Source organism: Aeribacillus sp. FSL K6-2848, assembly GCF_038004325.1.
Taxonomy (GTDB): domain Bacteria; phylum Bacillota; class Bacilli; order Bacillales; family Aeribacillaceae; genus Aeribacillus; species Aeribacillus composti.
Genome location: NZ_JBBOQQ010000001.1, coordinates 2,505,553 through 2,529,497 on the forward strand (window position 1 = coordinate 2,505,553; position 23,945 = coordinate 2,529,497).

General features: G+C 40.7%; 22 protein-coding genes. All 22 read right to left on the bottom strand.

The features are described from left to right. Window positions 1-51: 51 nt before the first annotated feature. Window positions 52-2,163, bottom strand: a complete 2,112-nt coding sequence (gene pnp, locus NSS70_RS11985) for a polyribonucleotide nucleotidyltransferase (protein ID WP_063386710.1) — start codon at window positions 2,161-2,163, stop codon at window positions 52-54. 162 nt (window positions 2,164-2,325) lie between these two features. Continuing rightward, window positions 2,326-2,595: a 30S ribosomal protein S15 gene (gene rpsO, locus NSS70_RS11990; RefSeq protein ID WP_063386709.1), complete on the bottom strand. Its 270-nt coding sequence runs from the start codon at window positions 2,593-2,595 to the stop codon at window positions 2,326-2,328. Window positions 2,596-2,723: 128 nt separating this feature from the next. Continuing rightward, the gene (ribF, locus tag NSS70_RS11995) at window positions 2,724-3,704 is read right to left on the bottom strand and encodes a bifunctional riboflavin kinase/FAD synthetase (RefSeq protein ID WP_340881696.1); all 981 of its coding nucleotides are present in this window, start codon (window positions 3,702-3,704) and stop codon (window positions 2,724-2,726) included. Between the two features lie 21 nt (window positions 3,705-3,725). Then, the gene (truB, locus tag NSS70_RS12000; RefSeq protein WP_327847715.1) at window positions 3,726-4,643 is read right to left on the bottom strand and encodes a tRNA pseudouridine(55) synthase TruB; all 918 of its coding nucleotides are present in this window, start codon (window positions 4,641-4,643) and stop codon (window positions 3,726-3,728) included. A 71-nt stretch (window positions 4,644-4,714) separates the two neighbouring features. After that, window positions 4,715-5,074: a 30S ribosome-binding factor RbfA gene (gene rbfA, locus NSS70_RS12005; protein WP_063386706.1), complete on the bottom strand. Its 360-nt coding sequence runs from the start codon at window positions 5,072-5,074 to the stop codon at window positions 4,715-4,717. A gap of 16 nt (window positions 5,075-5,090) precedes the next feature. Further along, window positions 5,091-5,369, bottom strand: coding sequence for a DUF503 domain-containing protein (locus NSS70_RS12010; protein ID WP_063386705.1), 279 nt, complete (start codon window positions 5,367-5,369; stop codon window positions 5,091-5,093). Continuing rightward, window positions 5,369-7,531 carry a translation initiation factor IF-2 gene (infB, locus tag NSS70_RS12015; protein ID WP_311066218.1) on the bottom strand — a complete coding sequence of 721 codons (2,163 nt, stop codon included), beginning with the start codon at window positions 7,529-7,531 and terminating at the stop codon, window positions 5,369-5,371. Before infB ends, NSS70_RS12010 begins: the two co-directional genes overlap by 1 nt. Window positions 7,532-7,550: 19 nt before the next feature. Further along, complete coding sequence (locus tag NSS70_RS12020) at window positions 7,551-7,850, bottom strand: YlxQ family RNA-binding protein (protein ID WP_063386703.1); 300 nt, start codon at window positions 7,848-7,850, stop codon at window positions 7,551-7,553. Further along, window positions 7,847-8,131 (bottom strand): RNase P modulator RnpM, encoded by a 285-nt coding sequence (gene rnpM, locus NSS70_RS12025; RefSeq protein WP_063386702.1) that lies wholly within the window; start codon window positions 8,129-8,131, stop codon window positions 7,847-7,849. Before rnpM ends, NSS70_RS12020 begins: the two co-directional genes overlap by 4 nt. 12 nt (window positions 8,132-8,143) lie before the next feature. Next, window positions 8,144-9,265 (bottom strand): transcription termination factor NusA, encoded by a 1,122-nt coding sequence (nusA, locus tag NSS70_RS12030; RefSeq protein ID WP_339192932.1) that lies wholly within the window; start codon window positions 9,263-9,265, stop codon window positions 8,144-8,146. Window positions 9,266-9,288: 23 nt separating this feature from the next. Continuing rightward, entirely contained in the window at window positions 9,289-9,765 is a 477-nt protein-coding gene (gene rimP / locus NSS70_RS12035; protein ID WP_063386700.1) for a ribosome maturation factor RimP, read from the bottom strand. Between the two features lie 173 nt (window positions 9,766-9,938). Continuing rightward, the gene (locus NSS70_RS12040) at window positions 9,939-14,264 is read right to left on the bottom strand and encodes a PolC-type DNA polymerase III (protein WP_339209907.1); all 4,326 of its coding nucleotides are present in this window, start codon (window positions 14,262-14,264) and stop codon (window positions 9,939-9,941) included. 118 nt (window positions 14,265-14,382) lie between these two features. After that, entirely contained in the window at window positions 14,383-16,083 is a 1,701-nt protein-coding gene (locus tag NSS70_RS12045) for a proline--tRNA ligase (RefSeq protein WP_063386698.1), read from the bottom strand. Window positions 16,084-16,118: 35 nt separating this feature from the next. After that, window positions 16,119-17,378 (bottom strand): RIP metalloprotease RseP, encoded by a 1,260-nt coding sequence (gene rseP / locus NSS70_RS12050; RefSeq protein ID WP_063386697.1) that lies wholly within the window; start codon window positions 17,376-17,378, stop codon window positions 16,119-16,121. 14 nt (window positions 17,379-17,392) lie between these two features. After that, on the bottom strand, window positions 17,393-18,541 hold the full coding sequence (gene dxr, locus NSS70_RS12055; RefSeq protein ID WP_063386696.1) for a 1-deoxy-D-xylulose-5-phosphate reductoisomerase: 1,149 nt from the start codon (window positions 18,539-18,541) through the stop codon (window positions 17,393-17,395). Then, window positions 18,538-19,350, bottom strand: coding sequence for a phosphatidate cytidylyltransferase (locus tag NSS70_RS12060; RefSeq protein WP_063386695.1), 813 nt, complete (start codon window positions 19,348-19,350; stop codon window positions 18,538-18,540). The genes dxr and NSS70_RS12060 overlap by 4 nt, the downstream gene beginning before the upstream one ends. 15 nt (window positions 19,351-19,365) lie before the next feature. After that, complete coding sequence (locus NSS70_RS12065; protein ID WP_063386694.1) at window positions 19,366-20,139, bottom strand: isoprenyl transferase; 774 nt, start codon at window positions 20,137-20,139, stop codon at window positions 19,366-19,368. A 118-nt stretch (window positions 20,140-20,257) separates the two neighbouring features. Beyond that, entirely contained in the window at window positions 20,258-20,815 is a 558-nt protein-coding gene (gene frr, locus NSS70_RS12070) for a ribosome recycling factor (protein WP_063386693.1), read from the bottom strand. A gap of 2 nt (window positions 20,816-20,817) precedes the next feature. Further along, on the bottom strand, window positions 20,818-21,540 hold the full coding sequence (gene pyrH, locus NSS70_RS12075) for a UMP kinase (RefSeq protein ID WP_063386692.1): 723 nt from the start codon (window positions 21,538-21,540) through the stop codon (window positions 20,818-20,820). A gap of 109 nt (window positions 21,541-21,649) precedes the next feature. After that, window positions 21,650-22,531: a translation elongation factor Ts gene (gene tsf, locus NSS70_RS12080; protein WP_063386691.1), complete on the bottom strand. Its 882-nt coding sequence runs from the start codon at window positions 22,529-22,531 to the stop codon at window positions 21,650-21,652. Between the two features lie 76 nt (window positions 22,532-22,607). Then, the gene (gene rpsB, locus NSS70_RS12085; protein ID WP_063386690.1) at window positions 22,608-23,309 is read right to left on the bottom strand and encodes a 30S ribosomal protein S2; all 702 of its coding nucleotides are present in this window, start codon (window positions 23,307-23,309) and stop codon (window positions 22,608-22,610) included. Window positions 23,310-23,458: 149 nt separating this feature from the next. After that, window positions 23,459-23,938, bottom strand: a complete 480-nt coding sequence (locus NSS70_RS12090; RefSeq protein ID WP_339209908.1) for a DUF6115 domain-containing protein — start codon at window positions 23,936-23,938, stop codon at window positions 23,459-23,461. Window positions 23,939-23,945: the final 7 nt, after the last annotated feature.

Genomic DNA, 23,945 nt, shown 5'->3' on the forward strand with positions numbered 1-23,945 from the left:
GAACTGCCAACCGCAAAAATGGAAAAGAAGCCGGGTTTTCCCTGGCTCCGGTCAAGACTTTTGCTGCTCTTTTTGGTCCCTTAAAACGGCCTTTCTTGATAAATTGACACGACCTTGTTTATCGATTTCCATCACTTTGACTAAAATTTCATCACCGACTGACACAACATCCTCCACTTTTCCTACCCGCTCTTCTGCAAGCTCAGAAATGTGGACAAGACCATCTTTTCCGTTAAACAGTTCCACGAATGCGCCGAATTTCTCGATCCGTTTAACTTTTCCTAAATACATTTGTCCGACTTCAATTTCTCTTACAATATCTTCAATAATTTTCTTCGCTTTTTTATTCATTCCTTCGTCTACGGAAGAAATGTAGATTGTGCCATCTTGTTCAATATCGATTTTTACTCCTGTTTCTTCAATGATTTTGTTAATTTGCTTTCCGCTAGGTCCAATCACGTCACGAATTTTATCCGGATTGATGACCATGGTTAAAATTTTTGGAGCATATGGCGATAATTGTTTTCTCGGTTCAGAGATTGTCGCCAGCATCGATTTCAAAATTTCAAGGCGGCCTTTGCGAGCTTGTTTTAACGCTTCTTCTAAAATTTCACGGGACAAGCCTTTAATTTTAATGTCCATTTGCAGCGCAGTGACGCCTTTTTCTGTACCAGCGACTTTAAAGTCCATATCACCAAGCGCATCTTCCATGCCTTGAATATCTGTTAAAACCGTATAGTTGTCACCAGATTTTACAAGTCCCATTGCAATTCCAGCAACAGGCGACTTAATCGGCACGCCGGCATCCATCATCGCTAAGGTGCTTGCACAAATGCTCGCTTGTGAAGTTGAACCATTTGATTCAAGCACTTCTGAAACGAGACGAATTGTGTACGGAAAATCGCGCTCGGAAGGTATGACTGGCTCAAGCGCTCTTTCTCCCAACGCTCCATGACCAATTTCCCGTCTGCCAGGCCCCCTCATCGGACCGGTTTCCCCGACACTAAATGGCGGGAAGTTGTAGTGATGCATGAACCGCTTTGATTCTTCCACGCCGAGTCCGTCAAGTATTTGTACGTCTCCTAAAGCTCCGAGCGTACAAATAGACAGGGCTTGTGTTTGGCCGCGGGTGAAAAGACCTGAACCGTGCGTGCGCGGCAAAATTCCGACGGAAGACGATAATGGACGGATTTCGTCAATTTTTCGTCCGTCAGGTCTCACTTTTTCTTCTGTAATGAGACGGCGCACTTCCTCTTTCACGAGCTTGTGCAAAATTTCTTTTACTTGCTTAATCGTTTCTTCATCTGCTTCTTCTTCCTCAAATATTGCGACAGTTTTCTCTTTCACTTCATTAATAGCATCTTCGCGGGCGTGTTTTTCAGGCACTTGGATAGCTTGCAATAAGTCGGCAAGAGCCATTTCACGAACTCTTTTTTCAAGCTCCTCATCGATTTTATATAATTCGACTTCCATTTTTTCTTTTCCGATTTTTTCTACAATCTCTTCTTGGAATGCAATCAAACGTTTGATTTCTTCATGGCCAAACATGATTGCTTCTAAAATCGTTTCTTCAGGCACTTCATTGGCTCCTGCTTCCACCATGTTGATGGCATCTTTCGTGCCGGCTACGATTAAATGGATATCGCTTTTCTCAAGCTGTTCGACAGTTGGATTAATGATAAACTGGTCATCAAGGCGGCCGACCGTGACACCGGCAATCGGACCTTCAAACGGAATGTCCGATATTGACAGCGCGAGCGAAGATCCAAACATAGCCGCCATTTCGGAAGAACAATCTTGGTCGACGCTCATCACCATGCTGACTACTTGAACCTCATTGCGAAACCCTTCTGGAAACAGCGGGCGAATCGGTCTATCGATTAAACGGCTCGCTAAAATAGCTTTTTCACTCGGTCTACCCTCTCGTTTAATAAACCCTCCCGGGATTTTACCGACAGCATAAAGCCTTTCTTCATAATTGACCGTTAGGGGAAAGAAATCCACTCCTTTTGCTTCCTTCGAAGCGGTTGCCGTACATAAAACAACCGTATCTCCATAGCGGACTAAAACGGCGCCGTTCGCTTGCTTCGCCAGCTGGCCGATTTCAACAGTCAGCTTCCGTCCGGACCAATCTATGGAAAAAACATGTTTCTCTTGATCCATACTTGTTTTGAACCCCTCTTTCATTGACAAAGTCTATCTTCGCACATAAATTGTACAAAAATGTTATTTTTAAACTTTTCAATCTATATCGTTTTTATGTAATCTGTCATAAACTTTTTTGAATACAGTAAAAAAGCGGGAAATCTCCCGCTTCCATACAACTTAACGACGCAAACCGAGTTTATTGATGAGTTGACGGTACCGTGCAACATCTTTATTGCGCAAATACGTCAACAAATTACGGCGTTTCCCAACCATTTTCAAAAGACCTCTGCGTGAATGGTGGTCTTTTTTGTGAACGCGCAAATGCTCATTTAAAATGTTGATTTTTTCAGTTAGGATAGCAATTTGCACTTCAGGAGAACCAGTATCTGATTCATGTGTTTTAAATTGCTCAATCACTTCATTTTTCCGTTCTTGCGTTAAAGCCATCCTTGTCCACCTCCTAAATATAATCCCCGGCTACCTAGCAAGCGTCGGTGACTCGCGTTGCCACGCAGCGGTTAAAAGTTACAAGAATAAGAATACTATTTTTCCCAAGAAAAAGCAAGGAGGTTCCATTAAAAATTTTTTTCAGCCGTGATTTTATCCGATTCTGTCAGCCGCTGAAAAAAATCTTTAGCTTCCTTGATGTCCCGTTTGATTTGGGCAATTAATTCTTCCACACCAGAAAACTTTTGTTCACTTCGTATTCGTTTGAACCATTTTACGGTCACATCTATATCATAAATTTCTTCATGAAAATCAAAAATATGAACTTCTATGCTCGGCTTGTCCGGTCTTTTTTCATGAAATGTCGGCTTATAACCGATATTGCATATGCCCGCATATTCCTTCCCATTCATGCTGATTTTGACCGCATATACCCCTGTCGGAGGAGTAATGTAGGATTCGCTTAGTTCAATATTTGCGGTTGGAAAGCCGATTGTCCGCCCTCGCTTTTCTCCATGGATTACCTTTCCGGATACTTGATGAGGCCGCCCTAGAAGAGAGCATGCATAAGAAACATCACCATTTTTAATCGCGTTTCGAACGAGGGAAGAGCTGATTTTTCTTTCACCGTCTGTCAGCTTTTCGACCGTCGTATGCGTAAAGGCTCCTCTTGAATAGAAAGGCAAAGTTTCCATTGTCCCTTTTCCAAACCGGCCGAATGTAAAATCAAAACCGGCCACAACGTGAATGGCATTTAATCCGATAATATATTGATCGACAAATTGTTGAGGCTGAAGCGAGCTAAAGCTTTCTGTAAATTCGACTAAATACAATCGATCAATTCCAAGATCTTCAATAAACTTCAGTTTCTCTTGTAAAGGAGTAATATATTCTAATTGTTGAATATTTTTTTTTAAGACGATGGATGGGTGCGGATCAAATGTCATCACCGCACATTCAACATTTAATTCTTCAGCCTTCTGTTTAGCTGTTTGAATGACTTTTTGATGCCCTTTATGGACTCCATCAAAAAATCCGAGCGCCATTACCGATTTCGGCACATTTTGTTTTGCCAAATGGTGTGGATGTGATATTTTTATCATTTTCACCGAAAGTTCCCCTTTTCTTACCTATTCATTCGTTTTTAACACCTTGACGGGTTTAAGCACATTGTTTTTTTCTGAATGCTTTTTATATATGGCAATAATTTCTCGATTATTCCATATTGCTACAACATCATTTTGTCCAATATGCTGGAAATCCTCGTTCATTTCCAACATCGCTCCGTTTTTTACTTTCTTTGCTAATGTATCATTTATTTTAATTTTCGGCAATTGATTTAATGCTTCCTCTATGGTAAGAAAACCGTTTGGCAAATCTCCCGTTTTTAAACATTGCTCGACCGCTGAAAACGTGACGCAGTCATGTAAATGAAAACGGCCGGATCTTATTCGCACCAATTCAGACATGTGAGCAGGATACCCTAATTTTTCTCCGATCATGACCGCGAGAGTTCGAATATATGTCCCTTTTGAGCAAGAGACTTGAATGGAAAAGGAAGCCGTTTTGTCATGTTGTTTTATATCGCTTAAAAGGTGTATGGCATGAATGACAACCCTTCTTTTCGGCCTTTCGACTACTTTTCCTTCACGCGCGTATTCGTATAATTTTTTTCCATTCACTTTTACTGCAGAATACATTGGCGGAATTTGTTCAATTTCTCCGCGAAAGCTTTCCAGCACTCGTTCAATTTCCTCTTTTGATGGAGGGAGCTTTACTTCTTTTTCAGCAATAATGCTTCCAGAAGCATCCTCTGTTTCAGTGGCAGCTCCTAATGTTACTTCAGCAATGTATTCCTTATTTTCAGCCATTAAATATGACGAAATTTTTGTTGCCTTGCCGATGCAAATAGGGAGCACGCCTGAGACATCCGGATCTAATGTACCAGTATGCCCCGCTTTTTTCGTTCGAAACAATTTGCGCACTTTTTGGACACAATCATTTGAAGTCATTCCTCTAGGTTTATGTAAGAGAAGAACGCCGTCCACTGTCACACCTTCCTTTTGCCAGCTGCAATCATGAAAAAAGAACCCGTTACACAATTGTGAAACGGGATGCCTCAGCTTTCATGATCTCTTTCTTCTTTTTTCAATTCATGGATTAATGATTCGATTCGATTGCCATAATCAATTGTCTCGTCAAATTCAAAATGAATTTCCGGAGTTTTCCGCAGCCGAATCCGCGACCCGATTTCAGAGCGGATAAATCCTTTGGCTTTCGCCAGCGCCTTCATCGTGTTTTCCTTCTGTTCCTCATTTCCCAATACAGAAATATATACTTTAGCGATTTGCAAATCCCCTGTTAAGCGAACGTCCGTTACAGTTACAAATCCAATTCTCGGGTCTTTAATTTTTCTACCAATAATATCGCTTAGCTCTTTTTTCATCTGTTCAGCTACTCTGTTTGCTCTTAGGCTCATTTCATCACCTCATTTGCTAAAACCAGTCAAATGTTGTAATGGTTCGTTCAATTTCAGGAAAAGAATCGATCAACTTCAATGCCTGGTTCAGTTCTTTTTCCGCGATGGCGCGGCTCGATGCAAGGCAGGCAATGCCGATTTCGGTCCGCTGCCATGCATCCTGAAAGCCGATTTCTGCAACACTGACATTAAATTTGTTTTGCAGTCTTTTTATAATTCGTTGCACTACTGCACGTTTTTCTTTTAAAGAAGAAGCTTCAAAAATCATGCATTCACATGATACCATTCCGAGCATTATTTTTTAACTTCCTCCATGATGAACGCTTCAATCGTGTCGCCTTCTTTAATATCGTTAAAGTTTTTAATCGTAAGTCCGCACTCATATCCTTGAGCAACTTCTTTTACATCATCTTTAAAACGTTTTAAAGTGTCAATTTCTCCTTCAAAAATCACGACTCCGTCCCGAATTAAGCGAACGCCGCTGTCGCGTGTAACAGAACCATCTGTGACGTAGCAGCCAGCAATTGTACCGATTTTAGAAACTTTGAATGTTTGCCGCACTTCAAGGGTACCGATCACTTTTTCTTCGTATTCAGGATCAAGCATACCTTTCATGGCCGCTTCGATTTCTTCGATCACTTTATAAATGATGCGGTGAAGGCGAATGTCGACGTTTTCCGCTTCCGCTGTTCTCTTCGCATTCACATCCGGGCGAACATTAAAGCCGATCACAATAGCGTTGGAAGCAGAGGCAAGCATGATGTCATATTCCGTAATGGCACCGACACCGGTGTGAATGATTTTTACTTTTACTCCTTCAACATCGATTTTTTGAAGAGCAGATGAAAGAGCTTCAACGGAACCTTGCACATCTGCTTTGACGATTAAATTAATCTCTTTTATATCATTTTGCTTAATTTGTTCAAATAAATCATCAAGGCTTAGCTTTGTCTTTTCGCTGCGCTGCTCTTCCAGCTGTTTTTTCGCACGGGCTTCACCGATTTGACGCGCTTTTTTCTCATCTTCAAATACCATAAATCTGTCGCCGGCTAATGGAACTTCATGAAGACCGGTGATTTCAACCGGAGTGGACGGTAAAGCTTCTTTTACACGTTTTCCGACATCATTCACCATCGCACGCACACGTCCATATGTGTTTCCGACAACAATTGGATCACCGACACGAAGCGTTCCGTTTTGAACAAGCAATGTTGCAACTGAACCTCTGCCTTTATCAAGCTTTGCTTCAACAACCGTACCGGTTGCAAGACGATTCGGATTCGCTTTTAACTCTTCCATTTCCGCAACGAGCAAGATCATTTCCAATAGTTCAGGAATTCCGTCACCTTTTAATGCCGAAATTGGCACAAATATCGTGTCGCCGCCCCAATCTTCCGGTACAAGGCCATGTTCCGTTAATTCCTGCATCACACGGTCAGGATTTGCCGTCGGCTTATCCATTTTGTTGACCGCTACAATAATCGGCACATTCGCAGCTTTTGCATGGTTAATTGCCTCAACTGTCTGTGGCATGACACCATCATCTGCAGCAACGACTAAAACAGTAATATCTGTTAATTGAGCACCGCGGGCTCTCATTGTTGTAAACGCTGCATGGCCAGGTGTATCTAAAAATGTGATCTTTTTCCCTTCCACTTCAACCTGGTAAGCGCCGATATGCTGCGTAATACCTCCAGCTTCGCCTTCAGCCACTTTTGTTTTTCGAATGGAATCTAAAAGAGTCGTTTTCCCATGGTCAACATGCCCCATAATTGTCACAACAGGAGGACGGCTGACAAGATCTTCTTCCTTGTCTTCGATTTCATACTTTTCAAATTCCGTTTCATCGAAAACAATTTCTTCTTCCACTTCAACGCCGTATTCAGAAGCGATCAGTTCGATAATGTCCTTCTCCAGCTCTTGGTTGATTGTTGCCATGACGCCGAGCATCATGAGCTTCTTAATGATCTCTGACGGTTCTTTATGGAGTTTGTTGGCAAGCTCAGCGACTGTTAAAGAGCCTTGATACGTAATTTTGGACGGCAATTCTTTTTTGCTTGGAGCTTCATTTTGAACCGCTTTTTTGTTTTTCTTTCCATTTTTTTTGTTTTTATGTTTCGTTTGTTGAATCGGAACGTTTTGTTTGCGTTCCTCGCGTTTTGGAGAAGGTTTTTTGCCTGATTTTTTCTTGTTCAATACGATATCCTCATCGTCATCAAATGGAATGTCATCATATGCTGCATGCTTTTCTTCCTTTTGTTTTGGTTGATGATCTTTTTGAACGTTTTTCTTAGGTTGTTCCTTTTGATATCGTCCATTGAGTTTTTCAATTGTATTGCTGTCGATCATTGACATGTGGTTTGCAACATTTATATTCATTTCTTTTAATGTATGGATTACTTCTTTGCTCGTTATATTTTGTTGTTTTGCATATTCATATACTCGCATTTTACCCATACGTTCACCCCCAAAGTAGTTATTCAAGTAGAAGCTTCAACTTCTTGGCAAAACCTTCTTCCGTCACGGCAACAACTACTCTTTCTTCCTTACCGATCGATTGCCCAAGTTCGTATCGGTTTGGGGCAATCACGAGCGGAACTTTATAAAACGAACATTTATCCGTAATTTTTTTCTTCGTGTTAGAAGAAGCATCGTCTGCCAATAAAACGAGTTTTGCACGCTTATTTCGAACCTCTTTCAAAACAAGTTCTTCTCCTGAAATCACTTTTCTTGCCCGATAGGCAAGGCCTAATAAAGATTTCCATTGTCCATTCATGGCAATGAAGGTTTCTCCTTCTCAGCTAGCTGAATTAATTCATCATATATAGATTCCGGAACAGGCGCATCTAAATGGACGGATAGCACATTTTTCTTTTTCGCCTTTAAAATGCAGTCTTTATCAAGAGTGATATAAGCACCGCGTCCATTTTTCTTTCCTGTTAAATCAACCGAAACTTCTCCTTCTTTCGAACGAACGATTCGAACAAGCTCCTTTTTGGGTCTCATTTCGCCAGTCGCCACACATTTTCTCATCGGAATTTTCTTTTGCTTTGCCACTGGTAACCACCTCTATTCGTCTTGTTCTTCTCCGTGTTCATCATCCGTATTGTCAAATTGGAATAAACTATCATGCTCTTCGCGAGGATAGATGTTCAGCTCTCTCGCTTCCGATTCGCTTTTAATATCAATTTTCCATCCGGTTAATTTGGCAGCGAGGCGAGCGTTTTGCCCTCTTTTGCCAATCGCAAGGGATAATTGATAATCAGGAACGATGACGGTTGTAGCTTTTTCCTCTTCATCGACAATAACGTCCAAAACTTTTGAAGGACTTAAAGCATTTGCAACAAATTCAACAGGATTTTTAGACCAGCGAACGATATCAATTTTTTCGCCATTCAACTCGTTTACAATTGCTTGAACACGCTGGCCTTTTGGTCCAACGCATGATCCGACCGGGTCAACTTCCGGATTGTCGGAATGAACCGAAATCTTTGATCTGTCACCTGCCTCCCGGGCGACTGATTTAATTTCCACTGTCCCGTCATATATTTCCGGAACCTCCAATTCGAATAAACGCTTCAACAGCCCCGGGTGTGTTCTGGAAACAAAAATTTGTGGTCCTTTTGTTGTTTTTTCTACTTTTGTAATGAATACTTTAATTCGGTCATGAGGTTCGTATTTTTCATTCGGCATCTGTTCCGATTGTGGGAGGAGAGCCTCTATTTTCCCTAGACTTACGTATATATATTTGGGATCAGTTCTTTGGACGATTCCGGTCATGATATCTTCTTCACGATCAATAAATTCCGAATAAATGACTCCTCTTTCGGCTTCACGAACTCGCTGCGTAACGACTTGTTTCGCAGTTTGTGCAGCTATTCGTCCAAATTCTTTCGGTGTCACTTCAATTTCAACGACATCGCCGATTTCATATTGGGGATTGATGTTCATCGCATCATGGATGGAAATTTCCAAACGGGGATCCATTACTTCTTCCACCACTTCTTTTCTCGCAAACACCTGCATCGTACCTGTTTCGCGATTAATATCGACACGCACGTTTTGCGCTTGGTTAAAGTTGCGTTTGTATGCAGAAATGAGGGCAGCTTCAATCGCATCTATAATAACATCTTTACTAATGCCTTTTTCTTTTTCTAATACTGTCAAGGCATCTAAAAGTTGGCTGTTCATAAAATGATGTTCCTCCTCATCACTTAAATATTAAATGAAACGGCAAGTCTAGCTTTTGCAATTTTTCCCCAAGGAATTTCCACTTGTTTAGTTTTTGTTTTCACTCTTATTTCGAGTGTGGCAATCTCGCCGTCAAAATCCGTTAAAACCCCTTCAAAATGTTTTTCCCCGTTGATCGGCTCGTAAGTTTTAAGTGCGACATTTTTCCCGACAGCCTTTTCAAAATCGGCCTTTGTTTTTAAAGGGCGTTCAGCGCCTGGAGAAGATACCTCCAAGAAATAGTTGTGAGGAATCGGATCGATTTCATCCAGCTTTTCGCTCAGACGTTCGCTTACCATACCGCACTCTTCAATATCGACACCATCTTCAGAATCAATAAAAAGCCGTAAATACCAATTTTTTCCCTCTTTTACATATTCAATATCTACTAGTTCCAGTTGTAAATTTTCAAGAATTGGCGATGCTAGTTCTTTGACGAGATCTGTTATAGATTGGCTCATATTTTCCTCCTTAATTTCAGCGTTTCAGAAAGGGACATCTATTTAATCGTCATAAAAAACTAGTTCCAATAGGAAAGAGTGGGTTTTTTCCCCACTCTTTCGTTAGGCTTTTTTTAGCATTTCCATAAATGAATATAACATAACCTAATCAGGTTTGCAAATTGAATCGCAAATCAGAAAAGGGAGAGCTGATTTTGCTCAGGCAGCGATGCCAAACAGCCATGATTTTCAAGATATTCCATAATCGTTTTTGAAATTTTTGTCCGCTCCTGCAGATCCTCTTTGGATAAAAATTCTCCTTCTTCTCTCGCTTTGACAATATTGATGGCCGCGTTCGTACCAAGCCCTGGTATCGAATTAAACGGTGGTATCAGGCTGTCGCCGTCAATAATGAATTCTTTGGCTTGAGAGCGGTATAAATCTACTTTTTGGAATGAAAATCCACGCTCCGTCATTTCAAGTGCCATCTCCAATACGGTCAGCAAGCTCTTCTCTTTTGGAGAAGCATCGAGCCCTTTTGCACTGATCTCTTCAATTTTCGCTCTGATTGCGGTGCTTCCTTTGATCATCGTTTCGATGTCAAAATCGTCCGCTCTGACTGTAAAATAAGTTGCATAGAATAGCAGAGGAAAATGCACTTTAAAATATGCAATCCGCACAGCCATTAATACATAAGCTGTCGCGTGAGCTTTTGGAAACATATATTTGATTTTTTTGCAAGATTCAATATACCAGTCTGGAACGCCGTTCTTTTTCATCTCTTCTTCCCATTCGGGAATCAAGCCTTTTCCTTTCCGAACCGACTCCATAATTTTAAAGGCTAACGACGGCTCCAATCCTTGATAGATTAAATAAACCATAATATCGTCGCGGCAGCCAATGACCTCACTTAATGTACATGTGCCGCTTTGAATCAGTTCTTGTGCGTTTCCTAGCCAAACATCTGTCCCATGGGACAATCCTGATATTTGGACAAGCTCTGAAAATGTCGTCGGTCTTGTTTCCTCCAACATTTGGCGGACAAATCGCGTGCCGAACTCTGGAATCCCTAGAGTGCCCGTTTTACAGCCAATCTGCTCCTCTGTCACGCCAAGTGATTCGGTTGAGGAAAAGATTTTCATTACTTCCGGATCATCTGTTGGAATGGTCTTCGGATCGATTCCGCTTAAATCTTGAAGCATTCTGATGACCGTCGGATCATCGTGCCCTAGTATATCAAGCTTTAATAAGTTATCGTGAATGGAGTGGAAATCAAAATGTGTCGTTTTCCAATCAGCGCTTGTATCATCTGCCGGATATTGAATTGGAGTAAAATCATATATATCCATATAATCGGGAACAACGATGATTCCTCCGGGATGCTGTCCTGTCGTCCGCTTGACCCCCGTACATCCTTTCACAAGCCGATCGACTTCTGCACTGCGGAAATGCAGATTATGATCGTTCATGTAGCCGCGGACAAATCCGAAAGCTGTCTTTTCGGCAACGGTGCCAATTGTTCCTGCACGGTACACTTTATCTTCACCAAACAGCACTTTCGTATAATTGTGTGCTCTCGGCTGATATTCACCTGAAAAATTCAAATCAATATCAGGCACCTTGTCTCCTTTAAATCCTAGAAACGTTTCAAACGGTATGTCATGCCCGTCCTTTTTATATGGTGCTCCGCATTGAGGACAATTTTTATCAGGAAGATCGTATCCGGATCCTACAGAGCCGTCATTGAAAAATTCGGAATGCTTGCATTTTGGACAAACGTAATGAGGCGGAAGAGGGTTCACCTCAGTAATTTCCGTCATCGTGGCAACAAAGGATGAGCCGACTGATCCCCTTGAACCGACCAAGTACCCGTCATCCAAAGATTTTTTTACTAGTTTGTGAGATATCAAATAAATGACGGCAAATCCGTGGCCGATAATGCTTTTCAACTCTTTTTCAAGCCTTGCTTGAACGATTTCCGGCAATGGGTCTCCGTATATTTCTTTGGCACGATTGTAGCTCATTTCCCGAATTTCTTCTTCGGCACCGTCTATTTTCGGTGTATACAGATCATCTTTAATCGGTTTTACATCACCTATGAGAGAGGCGATGTACTGGCTGTTTGTCACAACAATTTCTTTCGCTTTTTCATCGCCTAAAAAACGAAAAGCATCCAGCATTTCATTTGTTGTACGGAAATGCACATCAGGCAATGTATGGCGGTTTAAAGGATTCGCTCCCCCTTGCGAAGAAATTAAGATTTTCCGGTAAATTTTATCTTCCTTGTTTAAATAATGGACATTGCCTGTTGCCACAACCGGAATCGACAGCTTTTCCCCTAGTTTGACTATGTTTGCAATGATTTCTTTGATCGCTTGTTCATTTCGAACCTGCTCCGTCTCAATTAGAGGGTAATATACTTCCGGTGGATGCACTTCGAGAAAATCATAAAATGAAGCCATCTCTTCAACTTCTTCCGGACCTTTTTGCATCATTGCTTCGAAAATTTCTCCCTTGTCGCAGCCTGAACCAATTAAAATGCCTTCCCTATGCTTTAACAATACAGAACGGGGAATGCGCGGAACGCGATAAAAATATTGTACATGGGAAAGAGATACAAGCTTAAATAAATTTTTCAGCCCTGTTTCATTTTGCACAAGAAGCGTCGCGTGAAACGGTCTTGCCCGCTCATACGCTTTTGAATCCCCAGTCCGCTCATTCAGCTCATCATGATAAAGAATTCCTCGTTCATTTACCTCTTGCAGCAATTTTACAAGCAAATAGCCGGTTGCTTCCGCATCATAAATGGCTCTATGATGCTGTACAAGCTCTATATCAAACTTTTTGCACAATGTATTCAGGCGGTGGTTTTTTAAATTAGGATATAAATATCTTGCAAGTTCAAGAGTATCAATGACAGGGTTGTCCGCCTTTTTAACCTGCAAATATTTTTTGTAGCCTGCATTAATAAAGCCCATGTCAAAGCTTGCATTGTGGGCAACTAAAATGCTGTCGGCAGCCCATTCTTTAAATTTGTACAATACTTCATCGACGTCGGGAGCATTTTGAACCATATCATCGGTAATTCCCGTCAGTTCTATCGTTGTTGCTGAAAGCGGATGGTGAGGGTTGGCAAACGATTCAAATCGGTCGATAATTTCCCCGTTTTTTATTTTCACCGCTGCAAGTTCAATGATCGTGTCGTATACAGCCGAAAGCCCTGTTGTTTCAACGTCAAACACAACAAAGGTATCTTCGCTTAAAAGTCTGTGCGATTCGTTATAAGCAATCGGTACACCGTCATCAACAATATTTGCTTCAAGACCGTAAATCATTTTAACGCCAAACTTTTTGCTTGCAGCATATGCCTCTGGAAAAGATTGGACAACTGCGTGATCTGTCAATGCAATCGCTTCATGGCCCCACATTTTAGCTTGTTCAACAAGATCTGTGATCGATGTGACGGCATCCATTTGGCTCATCTGCGAATGAAGGTGCAATTCCACCCTTTTCTCTCCTTCAGGTGCGGTATCGAGCCGTTTTTTCGGGTTGATTTCATTAATGTCATTGGCAATCATGACAAGATCACGAACAAATGTATCGTTTTGAATGCTTCCGCGAACTTTCAGCCACATTCCTTTTTTGATCGATGCAAGCAATGCATTATCTTCTTTATCGCGGCCGAACATTTTGACTAAAATGGAATTGGTATAATCGGTAATTTTAAACGTGCATAACGTTCTTCCGCTTTTTAATTCCTTTGTTTCCGCCTCAAAAACATATCCTTGAATGACGACTCTCCGCTCTTCATCAAAAATGTTATCAAGAGTGCGAATTTCTTCGTCATCTTTTATTTTGTATCCGATAATAAGAGGACCTTCCTGCTTTTTAGGCTCCTGAGTTTGATTTTCCTTTCCATTTTGCTTCATTTCCATCATTGCTTGTAAAATCCGCTCTTCGTCTTCTTTTTGCTTCTGCTCCAAAAATTTTTCCCATTCTTCGTTAGATGCATCGATCACCGTGTCGATAGTCAGCTTTGGAAAGCCGTACTTCTCGTACGCCTGCTGGATGATGGGGCCGTATTTTTTCTTGATCCTTTCATTTTCCGTCTCATTTCTCGTGCGAATCATTAATTTTTGCTTTTCCAGCTTCGGCATTTGTTCTTTTAACAGTGATAATATCGGCGGAGAAACCCCCTCCATTTCTTGGAGGCAAAACTCCCAGTAGTCTTGAACGAGCTGTTCATCATATTCTTGTTTCACAGTTGTAATGTGAAACGTAACATTGGCTAAATGAGAAAATGTTTTGTTCAATCTTCTATCAAACAATTGCAGGATACGAAATGGAAGAATGTTTTCAAGCCGAAAAGAGAAATCCCATAATTTAGATTTTTTATGAACTGTTAATTTTAAGATCGCTCCGTTTTGGAAATAAGGGTAGATTTGATCATCCGTCATTTCAAGCTGTTTCAGCAAAATCTGAAACCGTTCTTTTTGCTGCTGCAAGTCTTTATCATCCATTGGTTTCCCCTCTTTCCCAAAAAGTTAATAGGGGGCTTGACCCGTTTGACAAATTATCATAAAGGCAAGACCCCCTACTCTTTACCTATGCCAGCTTCATCTGCGGCATCCAGCTTCATTAGCGGAGAAGTTTGGCAAGCTGCTCTTTTAGCTGATCAACAGAAACTTCTATACTATTTCCGCTTTTTCTTTCTTTCACTTCTACAATCCCTTCACCAGCTCTTTTTCCGACCGTTATTCTGACAGGAATGCCAATTAAATCACTGTCAGCAAATTTCACACCCGCCCGTTCAGCACGATCATCATAAAGGACTTCGTATCCTTTCGCCTGCAAATCGTGATAAATTTGCTCTGCAACCTTGACTTGTTCTTCGTTTTTCATATTAACCGGAATAAGGTGGACTTCAAACGGAGCTAATTTATTAGGCCAAATAATTCCATTTTCATCATGAAATTGCTCGACCACCGCAGACAGTAAGCGTGAAACACCGATACCATAGCATCCCATGATGATAGGGTTTGTTTTTCCCTTTTCATCTAAAAATTCTGCCTTCATCGCTTCACTGTATCTTGTGCCAAGCTTAAAGACGTGGCCGACTTCAATGCCTTTCGCGAACTTGATCCGTCCCTTTCCGTCCGGGGAAGGGTCCCCTTCCTGAATAAATCTTATATCTTCATACTTGGTAACGGTAAAATCCCGATCAGGGTTTACTCCGATATAGTGCAAATCGTTTTCATTTGCCCCGCATATTCCATTTACGACTGCTTGAACTGCATAATCTGCGACAATTTCCACTTTGTCGGATGCGCCGATCGGTCCTAAAAATCCGGGTGAAACTCCCATTACCTGCTCTGTTTCTTCAGCTGAAGCAAGTTCAACAACTGATGCCTGATAAAGGTTTTTCAGTTTCACGTCATTGACCTCATGATCACCGCGGACAAGAACAAGAACGAACTTTTCATCTACTTTAAATAAAACGGATTTTATTAATTTTTCCTTCGGAACTTGGAAAAACTGCGCCACTTCTTCAATGGATTTTTTGTTTGGCGTTTCTTTTTTTTCAAGCTCTATGAGCGGTTCGTCAACCTTTTCATAAGATGCAACTACCGGAGCCATTTCAATATTTGCTGCATAATCGGACGAATCAGAATATGCGATCGTATCTTCTCCGATTTCCGAAAGCACCATAAATTCATGAGTATCTTTACCGCCCATTGCTCCCGAATCAGCGATGACTGCGCGAAAGTTCAACCCACATCGAGTAAAGATGCGGCTGTATGCTTCTCGTACCTGTTCGTACACTTCATCTAAGCTTTCCTGTGTAGCATGAAAAGAGTAAGCATCTTTCATAATGAACTCTCGTCCCCGCAAAAGACCGAACCGCGGACGCTTTTCATCCCGGAACTTCGTTTGAATTTGATAAAGGGTGAGCGGCAGACGTTTATAAGATTTGATCTCATCTTTTACCAAACTTGTTATAACTTCTTCATGAGTCGGACCTAAAGCAAAATCACGCTCATGACGGTCTTTCAATCTCATTAATTCTGATCCGTATGAATACCAGCGGCCAGACTCCTGCCAAAGTTCTGCTTGCTGCAAAGCCGGCATTAGCAGCTCCACCGCTCCGATCCGGTTCATTTCCTCTCTGATAATATTTTCAATTTTGGTTAACACTCTATGAGCAAGAGGCAGATACGAATAAACACCGCTAGCTGTCTGCCGAATGTATCCGGCACGCAACAGCAGCTGGTGGCTTTTAACTTCCGCATCTGCTGGATTTTCTCTCATTGTGGGTATAAATGACTGACTCTGTTTCATTTAAAGCACCTCGAATTTGATTTCTATATTATTTTTTAAAGGAAAAACTTTTGGATGTCATTCCATGTCACAACGAGCATTAACAGCATTAGAAGTGCAAATCCGATAAAGTGGACGATCCCTTCTTTTTGTCGATCAATCGGTTTTCCCCGGACCGCTTCAATGGCAAAAAACAATAAGCGTCCTCCATCTAGAGCTGGAATTGGAAGCAAGTTCATAATGCCAAGGTTAATGCTTAAGAGAGCCGTCCAGCTTAATAGGCTTGTCAAGCCTGTTTCTGCAACTTTTCCTGTCATATCATATATGCCGACAGGTCCAGAGAGCATATCAATTGAAAATTGTCCGGTTATCAGCTTCCCAACCGCAAATATTATTTCTTTCGACCATGTATAGGTCTCAACTAAGCCATATTTCAAAGAACCGAAAAATGTTTTTTCAACCGGGGAATAAACTCCTATTTGGCCGATCGTTTTGTTTTCGGATTTCACAGAATCCGGCGTTACCGTCATTTCCAATTCTTCTCCGGAACGTTCAATTGAAAAAAGAAGCTCATTCTCCGGATTTGCTCTGATCATTTCAACGACATCTTTCCACGAATTCATCGGCGTTCCTTCTATTTCTTTTACAACATCGCCTTCCCGTAATCCTGCTTGTTCAGCCGCGCTGTCAGGGACGATTTCTCCTAAAACCGGTTCATTCACGGGCACTCCTTGGCTTAAGCCGAGGTAAAACAAAACTAAAAACCCTAATAGAAAATTCATAAAAGGTCCGGCAGCAATGGCGAGCGTTCTTTGAACGAGCGTTTTTGAAGCAAATTGCCTGTTATAAGGTGCAATTTGAATTTCTTCACCGTCAACTACATAAAAGGATGTTTCGCTTACTTCAAACCTTTTTAGACCGCTGTCTTCTCCATCTTCATAGCCTGTGATAAACATTCCATGTTCCAAATCTGCTTGTTCAACTTCAATCACTTTTGCATTAGGATACTTTTCTTTTCTGTTTAAAATAATTTTTTCAACTTGTCCTTTCTGATTAAACAATAGTCCAACCTGATAGCCAGGTTTGACCTCAATCATCTCCGGGTCTTCCCCCGCCATGCGCACGAAGCCGCCGATAGGCAAAAGCCTGATCGTATAGACCGTTTCTTTTCGTTTAAACGACAAAATTTTCGGCCCAAAGCCGATTGCAAATTCACGGCATAAAATGCCTGCCCTTTTCGCCATAACTAAGTGCCCTAATTCGTGGAAAAACACCAATACGCCAAAAATAACGACAAATGCGATCACCGTGTTCACTTATTTAACCACCTCTAATTAATTAAAGATTGAACAAACTGTCTTGTCCTTCCATCCGCTTCTTGTATATCCTCCAAGGTCGGATTGAAAAGCGGAGCATGTTCTTCTAATGCCCTTTCCACAAGTTCTTCTATCTTTAAAAACGGAATTTTATCTTCCAAAAAAGCATTGACTGCCACTTCGTTCGCTGCGTTTAAAACAGCAGGCATTGTACCTCCTATTTTACCCGAATCAAAAGCAAATTTTAAGCAACGGTATCGATCAAAATCAATTTTTTCAAAATGAAGCTGTCCATATTTTGTTAAATCCAATCTTTCGCTTTCATAAGAAGGAATTCTATTTGGATATGTAAGCGCATATTGAATCGGTATTTTCATATCAGGAGTTCCAAGCTGCGCTATGATGCTGCCATCATGAAATTCGACCATCGAGTGAATGACGCTTTCTTTATGCAGCAGCACATCAATTTGGTCGTATGAAACAGAAAACAGCCAATGTGCTTCAATGACTTCAAGCCCTTTGTTCATCATCGTCGCAGAATCGATCGTTATTTTTGCGCCCATTGACCAGTTCGGATGGTTTAACGCTTCCTTAACTGTAACATGCTTTAATTCATTTCGCGATTTATCCCGAAAGCTTCCTCCTGAAGCCGTTAAAATAAGCCGTTCGACGCTTTCCTTTTTTTCCCCGTTCAAGCATTGGAAAATCGCGGAATGTTCACTGTCCACAGGAAGAATTTGCACATTGTGTTTTCGAGCATAGTCGGTCACAATTTGTCCAGCTGTAACAAGTGTTTCCTTATTCGCTAAAGCGACCGTTTTTTTCGCTTCGATCGCTTTTAGTGTTGGAATAAGCCCGACGCTCCCAATGACCGCATTCACTACTATCTCGCCTTTATGATAAGCAGCCGTTTCACACAGCCCGTCATGTCCGTATGTAAGCTGACAGTTAGAAGGGATGTTCAAACGAATTTGATCATAAATTTCACGATTTTTGACAGCAACAAGCTCTGGTTTAAATTCATGAACAGCCTTCAATCCAAGTTCGATATTTTCTCCAAATGACATCGCAACTAGCCTGAATGAATCCGGATTTGCTCGAATCACATCGAGAGTTTGCTGCCCAATAGATCCTGTCGCACCCAGCAAAATAATTTTTTTCACATTGTCACCCCTTGTCTACTGATCAATTGGATGAAGAAATATAAAATCGGCATAATAAAAATCAAGCTGTCAAAACGGTCAAGAACTCCCCCGTGGCCTGGAAAAATCGTTCCGGAATCCTTTGTGCCGTAATGGCGTTTAAAAGCGGACTGTACTAAATCCCCCATTTGTCCAACAATAGAAACAATGACGGACACAAAAACGGTTTGAACATATGTCGGTAAAAAATTTGCAAAATAGTGGAAAATTAATCCAACCAAAATTGCCGAGAAAATCCCTCCGAAAAATCCTTCGACTGTTTTATTAGGGCTGATTTCAGCTGATAGTTTTTTCTTTCCGAAGGCTCGGCCGATAAAGTAAGCGCCTGAATCAGTCGCCCAAATCGTTAGCAGAGCAAACAAAAGCTTGTCTAGACCTAACACTCTCATTTCAATAAAAAAATAAAATCCGACTCCCACATATATGATCGCAATGAGCGCAAATCCAACGTCATCAAAAGAAAATTGGTTTTTTGAAAACACTGTATAGATCAATAACAGGATCGCGCCAAAAAAAAGAAAGCCAGTTTTACTTATATGTATTTGATGAAGCAAATCAATATAACGGTTTGGGAAAATTAAAATCCATAAAAGGATAAAGCTGAACAAAACTGGAAATGAAAATAAATGAAATCGTTTCATTCTAAATAATTCAAACAATCCAACTGATGCGAGCACATAAATAGCAATTGTCAGCGGAAGTCCGCCAATAATGACAATTGGTACAAATAAGGCTAAAGCACAAATTGCTGTAATGATTCGTGTTTTCATTTTTTTTAGCTCCTTCTATACGCCGCCGAATCTGCGGATTCTCTGCTGATATTCGCGGATTGCCTCCAAAAAATGGTGTTCATTAAAATCCGGCCAGAGCACATCCGTAAACCAAAATTCAGTATAAGCCAGCTGCCAGAGCATAAAGTTGCTTAGCCGAATTTCTCCGCTTGTCCGAATTAACAGGTCAGGATCTTTGAGCTTTTTCGTCATTAAATAGTTGGAAAACAATTGTTCATCTATGTCATCTATATGTAGTTTTCCATCTTCGCGGTCTCTTAATATTTTTTTTACTGCTTCAACAATTTCTGTTCTGCTGCCATAGTTCAACGCAAAATTTAAAATCAGCCCGGTGTTTTGCTTCGTTTCATTCACAGCTTTCTTCACAGCATTTACCGTATAATCGGGGAGCATAGATTGATCGCCGATAACCCGAACTTGCACGTTTTCCTGTATTAATTCCGGCAAAAAAGTCGATAAAAATTCGACCGGAAGGCGCATTAAATAATTAACCTCATCTTTTGGCCTTTTCCAATTTTCTGTTGAAAACGCATATAAGGTCAAAACTTTGATGCCGATATCGCTCGCTAATTTCGTAATTTTTTTAACTACTTTCATTCCTTCCCGATGGCCGGCCATCCTAGGCAGCGATCTTTTTTTCGCCCATCTTCCGTTTCCGTCCATGATGATGGCCACATGTTCCGGTATTTCATTTACTAAAATGTTTTCTTTCGCCACCAAGTTTTTGGAACCTTTGCTGCTCTTTTTTTTATAAGGAAAATTAAACATAAGAATCCTCCACCGAGAATAATATGACATTAAAAAATGTAGCAAATCCTCTTGAACAAAAAAACCCCCTGTGAGAAAAGAGGGTTTTTAGCACATTTCTATTGTACATTCATTTTGTTTAAACTTCCATGATTTCTTTTTCTTTTTCTTTTGTTGCGGAATCAATTTTTTTAATGTATTCATCCGTCAGTTTTTGTACATCATCTTGAAAACCGCGCAGTTCATCTTCTGTAATGTCGCCCGCTTTTTCTAATTTTTTTAATTCATCATTTGCATCTCTGCGAATGTTTCGCACAGCAACTTTTGCATCCTCTGAATATTTGCGAACTACTTTTGTCAGTTCTTTTCTTCGCTCTTCCGTCAATGGAGGAATGGCAATGCGGATGACGGATCCGTCCGATGTCGGCGTTAATCCAAGATCAGATTTTAAAATCGCTTTTTCAACCTCACCGATTGTCGATTTGTCATAAGGCTGAACAACAAGCAAACGTGCTTCTGGCGTGGAAATCGATGCCAATTGATTTACAGGAGTTGGAACTCCGTAATAGTCGACCTGAATTTTATCAAGCAAAGACGCGTTTGCCCGGCCTGCACGAACACCTGCTAATTCACGTTTGAAAGCTGATAAAGCTTTTTCCATTTTTTCTTTCGCTTGTGAAAGAACTTGTTTAGACATGTTTATTTCCCCCTTACAATTGTTCCAATATTTTCTCCTAAAACAGCACGTTTAATGTTGCCTTCTTCCATAATCGAGAAAACAATTAAAGGAATATTATTGTCCATGCATAATGAAGAAGCTGTTGAATCCATGACAGCCAACCCGTCTTTTAATAAATCTAAATAAGATAACTCATCATATTTTACCGCTGAGGCGTCCTTTTTTGGATCTGCGCTATATACACCATCTACATTATTTTTCGCCATTAAAATGACATCTGCTTCGATTTCAGCGGCTCTTAACGCAGCCGTTGTGTCTGTTGAGAAATAAGGATTTCCTGTTCCTGCTGCGAAAATGACTACTCTTTTCTTCTCCAAATGGCGAATGGCTTTTCTTCTTATGTACGGTTCTGCGACTTGTCGCATTTCAATTGAAGTTTGCACTCGGGTAGGAATGCCGAGTCCTTCCAAACTATCTTGTAAAGCTAAAGAATTCATAACAGTCGCCAGCATTCCCATATAGTCTGCTGTTGCCCGATCCATCCCCATCTCGCTGCCGATTTTGCCTCTCCAAATGTTTCCGCCGCCAACAACTACTGCGACTTCTACACCCATTTCAGCAATTTCCTTTACTTGTCTGGCAATTGACTGTATGACGGAAGGATTAATTCCAAAGCCTTGAGCTCCAGCAAGCGCCTCTCCACTTAATTTCAGCACGATACGATGATATTTTGGCGTACTCATATTAACCTCCAAGCTATTTCTTGACGCTATATATAGAAAAGTTGAAACAAAGGGTTTTCAAAAAGAGGGAACACTCGCTTGTGTTCCCTTCTTAACGTTTTCATGACTTTTATTTCTTAATTTGATTCATAACTTCTTCAGCAAAATTTTCTTGACGCTTTTCAATTCCTTCTCCAACTTCATAGCGAACAAACGCTTTTACGTTTGCGTTTTGTGCTTTGACGAAATCGCGTACTTTTTGATCAGGATTTTTTACAAAATTTTGCTCTAAAAGGCAAATTTCCTCAAAAAATTTGCCGAGGCGGCCTTCAACCATTTTTTCTACAATGTTTGCAGGTTTTCCTTCTTGAAGAGCTTGTTTTTTAAGAACTTCGCGTTCGTGCTCCACTTCAGCCTGAGGAACATCTTCACGAGAAATATAACGCGGATTAACCGCTGCGATATGCATTGCTACATCTTTTGCAGCAGATTCATCATTTGTGCCTTCAAGCACCGTTAATACTGCAATGCGTCCGCCCATGTGCAAGTAAGCGCCGAAGACATCTTGATCATTTTTCTCGACAACTTCAAAACGGCGTAATGTAATGTTTTCGCCAATTTTAGCAATAGCAGCATGGATGTATTCTTCCACTGTTGAACCGTTTTCCATTTTGGAAGCCAATGCGTCTTTTAAATCAGCTGGTTTGCTTGCCAGCAAGTGTTTAGCCAAATCTTCAATTAATTGTTTAAAAGAATCATTTTTGGCAACGAAGTCTGTTTCGGAATTCACTTCCAAAATAACAGCTGTATTGCCGTCAGTTTTGATCAATGTCAAGCCTTCTGCAGCGATTCGGTCAGCTTTTTTCGCAGCTTTCGCTATGCCTTTTTCACGAAGATAATCTATTGCTTTGTCCATATCACCATTTGTTTCAGTCAATGCCTTTTTGCAGTCCATCATGCCTGCACCGGTTTTTTCCCGAAGCTCTTTTACCATTTGAGCAGTAATTGCCATAAAAGTTCCTCCTTCAATTCGTATGCTTAAAAAAGGTGATAAAAGGCTAAAATCCCCTCTTATCACCTTTTGTCATTTAGGCAGTTGTAGTTTCTTCGCCTTGTTTGCCTTCTAAAACAGCATCTGCTATTTTGGAAGTTAACAATTTGACGGCGCGGATTGCATCATCATTTGCAGGGATTACATAATCGATCTCATCCGGATCGCAGTTTGTGTCAACGATGCCGATAATCGGAATATTTAATTTGCGAGCTTCCGATACAGCGATGCGCTCTTTGCGAGGATCGATAATATAAACAGCATCAGGCAGCTGTTTCATTTCCTTAATGCCGCCTAAAAATTTCTCAAGGCGTTCCAATTCTTTTTTCAAACGAACTACTTCTTTTTTCGGCAATACATCAAATGTGCCGTCTTCTTGCATTTTTTCAATTTCTTTTAAACGAGCAATTCGTTTTTGAATTGTAGCAAAGTTCGTTAATGTTCCTCCCAGCCAGCGCTGATTGACGTAAAACATTCCTGCGCGTTCTGCTTCTTCTTTAACAGATTCCTGCGCCTGCTTCTTCGTACCAACGAATAAAATGTTGCCTCCATTTGCAGCTAACTCTCTTGCAAATTGATACGCTTCCTCAACTTTTTTTACTGTTTTTTGAAGGTCAATGATGTAAATTCCGTTCCGTTCAGTGAAAATATAGCGTTTCATTTTCGGATTCCAACGGCGTGTTTGATGACCGAAATGAACACCAGCTTCTAATAATTGTTTCATTGAAATAACTGACATTTTCATTCCTCCTAATGGTTTTTCATCCTCCGCCCGCTTCATTTTTAAGCATGACTGCACAAAACAGCACCGATGCTTAAATCAACAGACGTGTGTATTAGAACCAAAAACAAATATAACATATGGAAGTTTGGCAATCAAGAAAGAATTCAATCGTTTTGTTGAAATTTCATGACGAGTTCAATTTCTGTTTTGCCGACATGTAATGTTTGTGCGATTTCGTCTATAGTATATCCTTTCTCTAATAATTGGAATACTTGTTTATGCAAATTTTTTCTTTTATCTTTAGGCTCTTCTATAAGCTCTGCATCCTTGTCGATAGGCTCTACATCCGCGCTCGTGTCTTTCTGGATTGTGCTCACTTCCACCTTGTCTTCCAGCTGCGCAACTAATTTTTCGAGATCAAAAGAACCGGGCTTGGCGCTGTTTTGCTCGAGCTGTTCAAGAAATTGTTTGTTTTCTTCTTTTAATTCCAATAAAAACATCGCGAGCGAATCTTCTGCTTCTTTTAATAATTGTTCCTGCTTTTCTTCTATTTTTTTTACATTTTGATAGCGTGTATAAAGGAGAATGATAAAGTAAAACGAAACGATGTGCAAAACAAAGCTCAGTAAAAGAAATACCGCCATGTTTCAA

Coding starts and splice junctions, on each gene's coding strand:
- NSS70_RS12010 (WP_063386705.1), bottom strand. CDS start 5,369: ATGCTCGGAATGGTATCATGTGAATGCATGATTTTTGAAGCTTCTTCT.
- rpsO (WP_063386709.1), bottom strand. CDS start 2,595: ATGGCTTTAACGCAAGAACGGAAAAATGAAGTGATTGAGCAATTTAAA.
- nusA (WP_339192932.1), bottom strand. CDS start 9,265: ATGAACAGCCAACTTTTAGATGCCTTGACAGTATTAGAAAAAGAAAAA.
- tsf (WP_063386691.1), bottom strand. CDS start 22,531: ATGGCAATTACTGCTCAAATGGTAAAAGAGCTTCGGGAAAAAACCGGT.
- NSS70_RS12020 (WP_063386703.1), bottom strand. CDS start 7,850: ATGAATGGACAATGGAAATCTTTATTAGGCCTTGCCTATCGGGCAAGA.
- frr (WP_063386693.1), bottom strand. CDS start 20,815: ATGTCTAAACAAGTTCTTTCACAAGCGAAAGAAAAAATGGAAAAAGCT.
- NSS70_RS12065 (WP_063386694.1), bottom strand. CDS start 20,139: ATGTTTAATTTTCCTTATAAAAAAAAGAGCAGCAAAGGTTCCAAAAAC.
- rbfA (WP_063386706.1), bottom strand. CDS start 5,074: ATGAGCCTAAGAGCAAACAGAGTAGCTGAACAGATGAAAAAAGAGCTA.
- NSS70_RS12090 (WP_339209908.1), bottom strand. CDS start 23,938: ATGGCGGTATTTCTTTTACTGAGCTTTGTTTTGCACATCGTTTCGTTT.
- infB (WP_311066218.1), bottom strand. CDS start 7,531: ATGGGTAAAATGCGAGTATATGAATATGCAAAACAACAAAATATAACG.
- NSS70_RS12060 (WP_063386695.1), bottom strand. CDS start 19,350: ATGAAAACACGAATCATTACAGCAATTTGTGCTTTAGCCTTATTTGTA.
- NSS70_RS12045 (WP_063386698.1), bottom strand. CDS start 16,083: ATGAAACAGAGTCAGTCATTTATACCCACAATGAGAGAAAATCCAGCA.
- rimP (WP_063386700.1), bottom strand. CDS start 9,765: ATGAGCCAATCTATAACAGATCTCGTCAAAGAACTAGCATCGCCAATT.
- pnp (WP_063386710.1), bottom strand. CDS start 2,163: ATGGATCAAGAGAAACATGTTTTTTCCATAGATTGGTCCGGACGGAAG.
- rpsB (WP_063386690.1), bottom strand. CDS start 23,309: ATGTCAGTTATTTCAATGAAACAATTATTAGAAGCTGGTGTTCATTTC.
- pyrH (WP_063386692.1), bottom strand. CDS start 21,540: ATGAGTACGCCAAAATATCATCGTATCGTGCTGAAATTAAGTGGAGAG.
- NSS70_RS12040 (WP_339209907.1), bottom strand. CDS start 14,264: ATGGATGATAAAGACTTGCAGCAGCAAAAAGAACGGTTTCAGATTTTG.